Source organism: Streptosporangium fragile (assembly GCF_039534445.1).
GTDB lineage: Bacteria > Actinomycetota > Actinomycetes > Streptosporangiales > Streptosporangiaceae > Streptosporangium > Streptosporangium fragile.
Map to the genome: position 1 here is coordinate 130,593 of NZ_BAAAVI010000006.1, position 11,052 is coordinate 141,644.

Below are 11,052 nucleotides of genomic sequence, written 5' to 3' on the forward strand. Positions count from 1 at the left end.
GCCGCCGGAAGGCGGCCGCGCGGCGGAGGCGGTTGTCGGGTGCGAGGCCATGGATCAGACGGGGGCGTGCGGGTGGGGGTGCTCGTGCCCGTGCTCGTGGGCCCATGCCTCGACCAGGCCGCTGACCCAGTCGGCGACCGCGTGCGCGCCGGGCTCCTCGCGGATCGAGGTGAACAGCACCGGCTTGCCGTCCCGCACGGCCGCCGCGTCCCGGGACATCACGGTGAGGTCCGCGCCCACCATCGCGGCCAGGTCCGTCTTGTTGATCACGAGCAGGTCGGCCGTCGTCACGCCGGGACCGCCCTTGCGCGGGACCTTGTCGCCGCCCGACACGTCCAGCACGAAGATCTGCCGGTCGACCAGGCCCCGGCTGAAGGTCGCGGTGAGGTTGTCGCCGCCGCTCTCCACGATCACCAGGTCGAGCGGGCCGAACCGCTCCTCCAGGCTCTCCACCGCGTCCAGGTTGGCCGCGATGTCGTCGCGGATGGCGGTGTGCGGGCAGCACCCGGTCTGCACGGCGGCGATCCGCTCCGGGTCCAGCACCCCCGCCCTGCGCAGGAAGTCGGCGTCCTCGGTGGTGTAGATGTCGTTGGTCACCACGCCCAGGCGCAGCGACCGGCCGAGTGTCCGGCACAGCGCCGCGGTCAGCGCGGTCTTGCCGCTGCCCACGGGGCCGCCGATGCCCAGGCGCAGCGCCCGGCCGTGCGGGTCGGCCGCGTGGTGGTGGTGGTCGTCGTGGATGGCACCCACGGGTGTCACCGTCCTTCCAGGTGTTCGGGGACCGGGTGGTCTCAGGAGACGAAGAGCCTCAGCTCGGCACGGATGTGGTGTTCGGCGAGCAGGTCGAGCGCGGGGGCGGCGTGCGCGGGCAGCGCCTCCCAGCCCGCGGTGGCGGCCTCCCCGCCCGGCCCGGCGCCCGCCCGGCCGGTGGCCGCCCGGCTCGCGTCGGCGGTGGCCGCGATCCGTTCCAGGGCCGGGGCGAGGTCGGCCAGGAGGCGGTGAACGGCCACCGGGTCGAGCCCGAGCAGGCGTACCGCCGCCGTGGCCGGGCCGGTCACGGCGGTGTAGGCGGCGGCCAGGGCGGCCTCCGCGGGCGAACACCCCGCCACGGCCGCGACCGCGCCGAGCGCCAGCGGGTGGTGGGCGCCCTGCGGGAGGGCTCCCGCCAGGGTGTCGAGCACCGGGGACGGCCAGATCTTCCGCGAGGTCCGCAGCAGCAGCCTGCCCTGGGTGCGGCTCGCCTCGCGCTGCGCGGGTGAGGAGGTCCGGGCGTCCGCTTCCCCGTCCAGCCGCACCCAGTCGTCCACGGCCGTGCCCCCGGTCCCGGTTCCGGCCATGCCTCCGTCCCCGTCCCCGGGCCTGTCCGCGCCGGCCCGCCGGTCGCCGCCCAGGGCGCAGGCCGCCGCGGCGAGGGCGGCGGTCACCAGGCCGGCGGTGGCCAGGCGGCCACGCAGGAAGGCGGCCAGGCTCGGCAGGTCGTGGATCGCGCCGATCCGGACCGCCTCCTCGGCGCCTCCCGAGTGGCCGTGGCCCCCGGCCGGCAGCCGCGAGTCGGCCAGGAGCAGCAGCGCGGCGTTCATCAGAACAGGAAGTAGCGCTGGGCCATCGGCAGGCTCTCGGCCGGGGCGGGTTCGATCAGGTCGCCGTCGACGCGGACCGCGAACGTGTCGGGATCGACCTCGATCCTGGGCATGGCGTCGTTGAGCGGCATGCTCTCCTTGCCCCGGCGCCGCACGTCGGCCACCGGAAGCAGGCGCCGCCGTACCGCCAGGCGGTCGGCGAGGCCGTCCTCGAGCGCCAGCGGGGCCACGAAGTGGACCGAGGTGGCGGCGGCGGTGACGGGTGCGGCGCCGAACATCGGGCGCGGCATGACCGGCTGCGGGGTGGGGATGGAGGCGTTGGCGTCGCCCATCTGGGCGTAGGCGATGACGCCGCCCTTGACCACCAGGTCCGGCTTGACGCCGAAGAAGGCGGGGTCCCACAGGACCAGGTCGGCGAGCTTGCCCGTCTCCACCGAGCCGATCTCGCCGTCCAGGCCGTGGGCGACGGCGGGGCAGATCGTGTACTTGGCGACGTAGCGCCGGGCACGGAGGTTGTCCGCGGCGCCGTCGCCGGGCAGCGCGCCCCGGCGGCGCTTCATCACGTGCGCGGTCTGCCAGGTCCGGATGATCGTCTCGCCCACCCGGCCCATCGCCTGGGAGTCGGAGCCGATCATCGAGATCGCGCCCATGTCGTGCAGCACGTCCTCGGCGGCCATGGTGGACGGCCGGATCCGGGACTCGGCGAAGGCCAGGTCCTCCGGGATGGACGGGTTGAGGTGGTGGCAGACCATCAGCATGTCGAGATGTTCGTCGAGCGTGTTGACGGTGTGCGGGCGGGTCGGGTTGGTCGAGGAGGGCAGGATGTTGGCGTACGAGGCGACCCGGATGATGTCCGGCGCGTGGCCGCCGCCCGCCCCCTCGGTGTGGTACGCGTGGATCATGCGGTCGCCGATCGCCGCGAGCGTCGACTCCACGAACCCGGCCTCGTTGAGCGTGTCGGTGTGGATCGTGACCTGGGTTCCGGTGGCGTCGGCGACCGACAGGCAGGCGTCGATGGCGGCCGGCGTGGTGCCCCAGTCCTCGTGCAGCTTGAAGCCGGAGGCCCCGGCGCGCAGCTGCTCCAGCAGGCCCTCGCGGCTGACCGTGTTGCCCTTGCCGAGCAACGCGACGTTGACCGGGTAGGAGTCGAGCGACTCCAGCATCCGGGCGAGGTACCAGGTGCCGGTGACCGTGGTGGCCTTGGTGCCCTCGGCGGGGCCGGTACCGCCGCCGACGACGGTCGTCACCCCCGCGGCCAGGGCCTCGTCGAGGATCTGCGGGCAGATGAGGTGCACGTGGGAGTCGATCGCCCCGGCGGTCACGATCTTCCCGTTGCCCGCGAGGATCTCCGTCGACGGGCCGATGACCAGGCCGGGGTGGACGCCGTCCATGGTGTCGGGGTTGCCGGCCTTGCCGATCGCGACGATGCGGCCGTCCCTGATCCCGATGTCGGCCTTGACCACGCCCCAGTGGTCGAGGATCACCGCGCCGGTGATCACCAGGTCGGGGGAGCCCTCGGCCCGGGTGGCCCTGGCCTGGCCCATCGACTCCCGGATGACCTTGCCCCCGCCGAACACGGCCTCGTCGCCGGCCCCCGCGGGGCCCATCGACAGGTCCTCGGTGACCTCGATGAACAGGTCGGTGTCGGCCAGCCTGACCCGGTCCCCGGCGGTGGGGCCGTACAGCGCGGCGTAGCGGGATCGTTCAACGAACACGGGGACTCCCGTCGAGAGGTCCGGCCCACTCCGGGCGCAGGCCGGGGACGATCCGGTGGCCGGCGATCGGCACGAGGGTCACCTCGCGCTCGACCCCGGGCTCGAAGCGCACCGCGGTGCCCGCCGGCACGTCGAGGCGGGTGCCCCAGGCGGCCTCGCGGTCGAACGCCAGGCCGGGGTTGCACGCGGCGAAGTGGTAGTGGGAGCCGACCTGGATGGGCCGGTCGGCGGTGTTGACGACGCGGACGGTGACACGTTCCCGGCCAGGGTTGAGCGGGATGGGCGCGTCACCGTACTGGATCTCACCGGGTGTCATCGGAGCTCACCGTTCGTCGGGCGGTCACGGGATCGGCTGGTGGACGGTGACGAGCTTGGTGCCGTCCGGGAAGGTGGCTTCGATCTGCACCGACGACAGCATCTCGGGCACGCCCTCCATGACGTCGTCACGGGTGAGGACCTTGCGGCCGGCCTCCATCAGCTCGGCGACGGTCCGCCCGTCCCTGGCCCCCTCCATCAGGAAGGAGGCGATGATCGCGGTGGCCTCGGGATGGTTGAGCCGGAGGCCCCGGGACCTGCGGTCACGGGCGACACCGGCGGCGACGTGGATGAGCAGGCGTTCCTGCTCGTGTGGTGTGAGCCGCATTCCCGGACCATAGAAACCGGCCGTTTCCACGACGTTGCACGTCGATGTCGGACGGGTTTCCGCCCGTCACGAGCTGCCCGGACGGCGGGAGGGTGGCACGGGGCCGCCCTCCCGCCGCCCGGGTGGGCCCGCGTGTCCGGGCGGGGTCAGCGCACCCGGAAGGTGCTGAGAACCGCCGCGTGGTCGGAGGTCCAGGCGTTGCCGGCGTGGCCGGGGATGGGCGCCGGGGTGCCCTCGACGAGGGCGCGGGAGTCCAGCACCCGGAGCTTCCCGGCGTAGTGCACGAAGTCGATGCGGTCCTGCGGCTCCGGCTCACCCTTGTGGCTGTCGTGGCCGTAGCCGCCGGTGAAGGTCGGGTAGACGGGCGACCAGGTGGTGCCGGGGACGGCGGCCGGGTCGGGGTGGGCGACGCGGAAGGAGTCCTTCAGGCCCGCCCGCTCCGGCAGCACCGAGGTGGGCCAGGCCACGGAGTCGTACCCGCAGCGCTTGGTCGCGGGCGTCCAGTCCAGGTGGGAGGGGGCGTTGAAGTCACCGGTCAGCAGGACCGGGGTCCGGCGGGCGCCGGCGAGGTCGGCCCTCATCGCGGCGAGGATCGCGGTGATCTGCGGGGTTCGCTTCGAGGAGGTCTCGTTGGCGAGCAACTGCGCGTGGGTCATCTTGCCGAAGCAGGCGTCGTAGGGCCCGTAGGGCGTGTAACCGAGGTGGACGTTCCAGATGACGACCTCCTGCCGGTCCCGGTCGTCGATCCGGATCCTGGCGTTGATCCCCGCCAGGCCCGACGCGGACGGCAGCGGGCCGCGCGAGGTGATCGGGTAGCGGCTGACGATGCCCAGGTCGCTCCCGGCCTGGAAGTGGTCCCAGCCCAGCGCCTCGGCGAGCTCCTTCGCGGAGGTGCCGGAGGTCTCCTGCATGCCCACCACGTCCACGTCGTGGTCGAGCAGGAACTTCAGCTGCTTCTCGCGGGCGCCTCTGACCTGGCTGCCGCCGTGCCAGAGGTTCCAGCTCATCGCCCTGAGCTCGGGCACCAGCTTGGTGCCCGGCGCCCTGACCTCGATCGTGGCGGTCGCGGACGCGACCTGGCCGGCGCCGTTGCGCGCCTCGACCCGCACGGCCGCGGGGCGGAGCACGTCCGCCGCGCGCGGGATGCCGGAGATCGCGCCGTCCGCGCCGACCGTCACCCAGCGCGGCCCGGAGACCTTGCGGAACGTCAGGCCCGCGGTGTCGCCGCGGACGAGCCCCCCGACGGTCGCCGCGTACGGTTTCAGCGCCCGGGCGTTGCGCAGCGGGATGTCGTCGCTGACGAAGTGCAGCGGCTCGGAACTGACGATCTTCAGCGTGACGGGCCGGGCGAGCCACGCGTAGCCGTCCTTGGCCAGGGCGTAGACGATGTAGTCACCGGGTTCGAGGCCGTCGGTGGGCAGCGTCGCGGTGCCCGAGCCGCCGGGGATGTAGACCCACTTCAGGGAGGGGCCGACGTAGGTCTCGTCGACCGGGCCGTTCCCCGGGTCGGTGTACAGGCCGATCCAGTTCTTCGGGTCGGGCCGCGGGGTGGAGTAGGTCAGGTTGATCGGCTCACCCGCCTTCACCGACGTCGAGACGACGTTCAGCGTCCCGTCCGCCTCGGCCGCGGCGGGCGTGATCGCCAGGCCGAGTGCCAGCACGGCTATCGCCGCCATGAGTAACCGGCGCATCCAGGCTCCTTGTGTGGTTGTTGAGGCGGGACAAGCCTGGAGTGCCCCGGTGAAGGCGCGGAGTACGACGACTGTCGTTCAGATTGCGCGCACTCGAATCCCGGAATCGCTGCTCACAGCCAAGCTGGAGGCTGATTTGTCTGTACAGGTGTGCGCAACTTGTCTGTACCGCCATGCCCTGTCGCGGCGGTGAGGTTTCGGTAAGGCGCAATTAACGAGCGCGAACTCGGCGGGAAATCTCGCTCAGTCACCTTGACGGCAACTCACTCGGTGCGGGGGCCGCGTACCGGCAAGGAGGAAGCCATTGCGTAATTCACTCTGGCGTTTCACGGCGGCCGCCGCCGCACTGGCCATGGCCCTGGCCGCCTGTGGGGGCGAGGCCCCCGCCGGCGACGGTGCCGCCGCGGCCGGAGCCGGTGACGACGGCATCAAGGTGGGCATCCTGCACTCACTCAGCGGCACCATGGCCATCAGCGAGGTGACCGTCAGGGACGCCGAACTGCTCGCGATCAAGGAGATCAACGCCGCCGGCGGCGTCCTCGGCAAGAAGCTCGTCCCGGTCGTCGAGGACGGCGCCTCCGACTGGCCGACCTTCGCGGAGAAGGCCACCAAGCTCATCCGCCAGGACAAGGTCGCCGCCACCTTCGGCGGCTGGACCTCCGCCAGCCGCAAGGCCATGCTGCCGGTCTTCGAGCGCAGCAAGGCCCTGCTGTGGTACCCGGTGCAGTACGAAGGGCTGGAGAGCTCGCCGTACATCTTCTACACCGGCGCCACCACCAACCAGCAGATCATCCCCGCCCTCGACTACCTCAAGGAACAGGGCAGGAAGAAGCTCTTCCTGGTCGGCAGCGACTACGTCTTCCCCCGCACCGCCAACAAGATCATCAAGGCGTACGCGGCGGCCAACGGGATGGAGATCCTCGGCGAGGAGTACACCCCGCTCGGCCACACCGAGTACGGCACGCTGACCAACAAGGTCGTCCAGGCCAAGCCCGACGCCGTCTTCAACACCCTCAACGGCGACAGCAACGTGGCCTTCTTTAAGCAGCTCAACAGCGCCGGCGTCACCGCGGAGAAGATGCCGGTCCTGTCGGTGAGCGTCGCGGAGGAGGAGGTCAAGGGCATCGGCGTGGACAACATCGCCGGCCACCCCGTCGCCTGGAACTACTACCAGACCACCGAGACCCCGGCCAACGAGAAGTTCGTGGCCGCCTTCAAGGCCGAGTACGGCGCCGACAAGGTGACCTCCGACCCGATGGAGGCCGGTTACAACGCCGTCCACCTCTGGGCCGAGGCCGTCAAGAAGGCCGGGACCGTCGAGGTCGAGGCCGTGCGGAAGGCGGCGGGCGGCATCGCCCTGGAGCGCCCCGAGGGCCTGGTCACCATCGACGGCGAGAACCAGCACATGTACAAGACAGCCCGGATCGGTGTGATCCAGCCCGACGGGCTCATCAAGGAGGTCTGGAACTCCGGCCGGCCCATCAAGCCCGACCCCTACCTGAAGGGTTACCCCTGGGCGAGCGGCCTGGCCAGCGGCTGAGGCACCCGCGGACCCCGTAGACCGGCTCCGGGACCGGGCCGTGACCAGATCACGGACAGCACCGTGACGCGCCCACAACGCGGCGCGGCCCGGCCCCGGAGCCACACCTCCCAGGAAGGGGAACACCGGTGGAGGCGTTTCTCAACCAGCTCCCGATCGGCCTGTCCATCGGCGCCGTACTGCTCCTCATCGCCCTCGGGCTGACGTTCACCTTCGGCCAGATGGGCGTGATCAACATGGCCCACGGCGAGTTCATCATGGCCGGGGCCTACACCGCCTACCTGCTCCAGGACCTCACCGGCCGGACGGCCGTGATCGTGGCGCTGCCGGTGGCGTTCCTGGTCGCCGGGCTGATGGGGCTCGTCCTGGAGCGGGCCGCGATCCGGCACTTCTACGGCCGCCCGCTCGACACCCTGCTGCTCACCTGGGGCGTCAGCCTGGTGCTCCAGCAGCTCGCCCGTGACCTGTTCGGCGCGCCCAACGTCCAGGTCCAGGCGCCCACCTGGCTCCAGGGCGGCCTGGGGCCGCTGCCGTACAACCGGCTCTTCATCTTCGCTCTCGCGCTCGCCACCGTCGTCGGCGTCTGGGCCTACATGAACCGCACCGGCCAGGGCCGCCGGATGCAGGCCGTGATGCAGAACCGGCAGCTCGCCGCCGTCAGCGGCATCGACACCGGCCGGGTGGACCAGCGCACCTTCTTCATCGGCTCCGGTCTCGCCGGCGTCGCAGGGGTGGCCCTCACCCTGATCGGGCCGGTCGGCCCCGCGCTCGGCACCTACTACATCGTCGACGCCTTCCTGGTGGTCGTCGCCGGCGGGCTCGGACAGCTGCGCGGCGCCGTCATCGCCGCCGCGGGCCTGGGCCTGCTCAACTCCTACGCCGAGTTCTGGAGCGACGCGAGCCTGGCGAAGGTCATCGTGTTCGCCGCGATCATCGCCTTCCTCCAGTTCCGGCCGCAGGGACTGTTCGTCGTCCGATCGAGGGCCCTCACATGAACCCCGCACTGCTCGCGCGCCTGCGAGGACCCGGTGTCTTCGCCGCGGTGGCCGTCCTGGCCCTGGTCGTCGCGCCGCTCCTGCTGGAACCGTTCCGTCTCAACCTGCTGGCCAAGTATCTCTGCTTCGCGATCGTCGCCCTGGGCATCGGCCTGGCCTGGGGGCAGGGCGGCATGCTCGTCCTGGGCCAGGGCGTGTTCTTCGGTCTCGGCGGCTACGCGATGGGCATGCACCTGAAGCTGGTGGACGCCCGGGGAGACCTGCCCGACTTCATGGTCTGGAGCGGGGTCGAGCAGCTGCCCGCCCTCTGGAAGCCCTTCGCCAACCCGGTGTTCGCGCTGTTCATGGTCGTCGCCGGGCCGATGCTCATCGCCGCCGTGCTGGGCCTGCTGGTCTTCCGGCAGCGGGTGCGCGGCGCGTACTTCGCCATCCTCACCCAGGCGCTCGCCGCGGCGTTCGTCATCCTGCTCGTCGGGCAGCAGGGCCTGACCGGCGGCACCAACGGCCTGACCAACTTCTTCGAGCTGTTCGGCCGGGACCTGGCGGCCGACTCCACCCAGCGCGGCCTCTACTTCGTGGTCGCGATCGTGACCGGGCTGCTCTACCTCGGCGCCCGGCAGCTGGTGAACAGCCGGTTCGGCCGCCTGCTCGTCGCGGTCAGGGACGGCGAGGACCGCGTCAGGTTCCTCGGCTACGACCCGGCCCGCGTCAAGACCGTCACCTTCGTGATCTCCGCGGGCATGGCCGGGCTCGCCGGCGCGCTGTTCGTCCCCGTCGTCGGGATCATCTCGCCCGCGCTGCTGGGCGTGGTCCCCTCCCTCGAACTCGTCGTCGCGGTCGCGGTGGGCGGCAGGTTCGCCCTCGCCGGGGCGATCCTCGGCGCGGTGGTCATGGGGTACGCCAAGACGTCGTTCAGCGAGCAGTTCGCCGACGGCTGGCTCTACCTGCAGGGCGCGCTGTTCATCCTCGTCATGACGCTGGCGCCCAGGGGGATCCTCGGTCTGGTCTCCGCGGCCCGCGACGCGCCGGCCCGGCGGGCCGCACGCCGCGCCGGCCCCCCCGAGCCCGGCCCCGCGGGGCCCGGCACCATCCGTGCCATGGAGGAGGTCACGTGAGCGAGCGAGCCGGTGAGCACAGCCGGGCCGGTGAGCACAGCCCGACCGCGACCGCGACCGCGACCGCGACCGCGGCTGCGGCTGCGGCTGCGGTCGGCGGCGGCGGAGGAGACGGCCGCCCGATGCTCCAGGTGCGCGGGCTGTCGGTCGTCTTCGACGGCTTCCGGGCCATCGACGGCATCGACCTGAGCGTCGAACAGGGAGAGCTGCGTTTCCTGATCGGTCCCAACGGCGCCGGCAAGACGACGCTCGTCGACGTCATCACCGGCCTGACGCGTCCCACCACCGGCGAGGTCCTCTTCGACGGCCGCGACCTGGTCGGGCTGCGCGAGCACCGGATCGTCCGTCTCGGCGTGGGCCGGACCTTCCAGACCTCGGTGGTCTTCGAGGAACTCACCGTCCTGGAGAACCTCGACCTGGCGGCGTCCTTCCGCAGCCCGCTCCGGTCGCTCGTCCGGCGCAGGCGCGGGATCTCCGCGGCGGTCGCGGAGGCGCTGGAGACCACCGGGCTCCAGTCCCTGGCCGACCGGCCCGCCGGGGTGCTCTCCCACGGGCAGCGCCAGTGGCTGGAGATCGGCATGCTGATCACCCAGAACCCCAGGCTGCTCCTGCTCGACGAGCCCGTGGCCGGGATGTCGAAGGACGAGCGGGAGCGCACCGGTGAGCTGCTGACGTCCGTCGCGCGGGACCACACGGTGATCGTGATCGAGCATGACATGGAGTTCCTGCGCAGGTACGCCTCGCAGGTCACGGTCCTGCACGAGGGCAAGGTACTGATCGAGGGCTCGGTCGACCAGGTCCGTGCGGACCCGCGCGTGCAGGAGGTCTACCTCGGGAGGAAACGCAGCGATGCTGTCGGTACGGGATCTTGACGCGGGCTACGGCCGGGCCCGGGTGCTGTTCGGGGTCTCCCTGGAGGTGGAGCCCGGCCGGCTGGTCTGCGTGATGGGCCGCAACGGGGTGGGCAAGACCACCCTGCTCAACACCGTGATGGGAGTTCTCCCCGCCACCGCGGGGTCGGTCGTCTTCGACGGGCGCGACGTGACGCGCCTGGCCCCACACGAGCGGGTCCGGCTCGGCATGGCCTACGTCCCGCAGGGCCACGAGACCTTCCCCCAGCTGAGCGTGCTGGGCAACCTCCAGGTCACCCTGGAGGCCGCCGGCGGCCCGCCGGAGGTGCTGGAGGAGGCGCTGGAGACCTTCCCCCGCCTCAAGCCGCTGCTGAAGCGGCCCGCCGGATTCCTGTCCGGCGGGCAGCAACAGCAGCTCGCCATCGCCCGCGCCCTGGTCACCCGGCCCAGGCTGCTCATCCTGGACGAGCCCACCGAGGGCATCCAGCCCTCGATCATCATCGAGATAGAGGAGGCGATCGAGCGGCTGCACGCCTCGGGCCTGGCGATCCTGCTCGTCGAGCAGTACCTCGACCTGGCGCTGCGCCTGGCCGACCGGTTCCTGATCCTCGACGCCGGGCACGTCGTCCACTCGGGGGCCGCCGAGGAGCTCCGGGGAGAGGAGATCCACCGCCTCCTCGCCGTCTGATCCGGACGTCGCGGGCCAGGGGAGGCGTTTGATCACTTCTTGGTGAAGGGCCTCCCATCGCCGCACAGGACGGCATAGCCTGCCTGACAAACAGAGTCCGGGGGTGTCATGACGGAGGAACCTGCGGACGGGGGAGCGCGGACGGAGAGGGCCTCGCCCTTCAGGTGGCGGGCCAGGCGGGAGCCCCGGTCCCTGCCCGGTGGCGACGGTGACCGGCGTGACCGGCGGCGGGGC

The 11,052-nt window shown here is 71.9% G+C and carries 11 protein-coding genes; 5 read left to right on the forward strand and 6 right to left on the reverse strand.

From position 1 onward, the window contains the following. Positions 1–54: 54 nt before the first annotated feature. From ureG to ABD841_RS06240, 6 genes are all read right to left on the reverse strand, one after another. On the reverse strand, positions 55–750 hold the full coding sequence (ureG, locus tag ABD841_RS06215) for an urease accessory protein UreG (protein WP_344968745.1): 696 nt from the start codon (positions 748–750) through the stop codon (positions 55–57). A 41-nt stretch (positions 751–791) separates the two neighbouring features. Then, positions 792–1,580, reverse strand: a complete 789-nt coding sequence (locus ABD841_RS06220; RefSeq protein ID WP_344968747.1) for an urease accessory UreF family protein — start codon at positions 1,578–1,580, stop codon at positions 792–794. Then, positions 1,580–3,295, reverse strand: a complete 1,716-nt coding sequence (locus ABD841_RS06225; RefSeq protein WP_344968749.1) for an urease subunit alpha — start codon at positions 3,293–3,295, stop codon at positions 1,580–1,582. Before ABD841_RS06225 ends, ABD841_RS06220 begins: the two co-directional genes overlap by 1 nt. Continuing rightward, positions 3,285–3,611, reverse strand: a complete 327-nt coding sequence (locus tag ABD841_RS06230) for an urease subunit beta (protein ID WP_344968751.1) — start codon at positions 3,609–3,611, stop codon at positions 3,285–3,287. Before ABD841_RS06230 ends, ABD841_RS06225 begins: the two co-directional genes overlap by 11 nt. Before the next feature lie 24 nt (positions 3,612–3,635). Next, positions 3,636–3,938 carry an urease subunit gamma gene (locus ABD841_RS06235; RefSeq protein ID WP_344968753.1) on the reverse strand — a complete coding sequence of 101 codons (303 nt, stop codon included), beginning with the start codon at positions 3,936–3,938 and terminating at the stop codon, positions 3,636–3,638. Positions 3,939–4,084: 146 nt separating this feature from the next. Next, a complete protein-coding gene (locus ABD841_RS06240; protein WP_344968754.1) occupies positions 4,085–5,629 on the reverse strand; it encodes an endonuclease/exonuclease/phosphatase family protein in 1,545 nt (514 codons plus the stop codon). Positions 5,630–5,981: 352 nt separating this feature from the next. On the opposite strand from ABD841_RS06240, the gene urtA reads away from it, so the two are divergent. The 5 genes from urtA (at position 5,982) to urtE (ending at position 10,818) form a co-directional block, all read left to right on the forward strand. Continuing rightward, positions 5,982–7,169: an urea ABC transporter substrate-binding protein gene (gene urtA / locus ABD841_RS06245; protein ID WP_344968861.1), complete on the forward strand. Its 1,188-nt coding sequence runs from the start codon at positions 5,982–5,984 to the stop codon at positions 7,167–7,169. A 128-nt stretch (positions 7,170–7,297) separates the two neighbouring features. After that, positions 7,298–8,164 carry an urea ABC transporter permease subunit UrtB gene (urtB, locus tag ABD841_RS06250; RefSeq protein ID WP_344968755.1) on the forward strand — a complete coding sequence of 289 codons (867 nt, stop codon included), beginning with the start codon at positions 7,298–7,300 and terminating at the stop codon, positions 8,162–8,164. Beyond that, positions 8,161–9,279, forward strand: a complete 1,119-nt coding sequence (urtC, locus tag ABD841_RS06255) for an urea ABC transporter permease subunit UrtC (protein WP_344968757.1) — start codon at positions 8,161–8,163, stop codon at positions 9,277–9,279. Before urtB ends, urtC begins: the two co-directional genes overlap by 4 nt. 122 nt (positions 9,280–9,401) lie before the next feature. Continuing rightward, entirely contained in the window at positions 9,402–10,151 is a 750-nt protein-coding gene (urtD, locus tag ABD841_RS06260; protein ID WP_344968863.1) for an urea ABC transporter ATP-binding protein UrtD, read from the forward strand. After that, a complete protein-coding gene (urtE, locus tag ABD841_RS06265) occupies positions 10,129–10,818 on the forward strand; it encodes an urea ABC transporter ATP-binding subunit UrtE (RefSeq protein WP_344968759.1) in 690 nt (229 codons plus the stop codon). The genes urtD and urtE overlap by 23 nt, the downstream gene beginning before the upstream one ends. Positions 10,819–11,052: the final 234 nt, after the last annotated feature.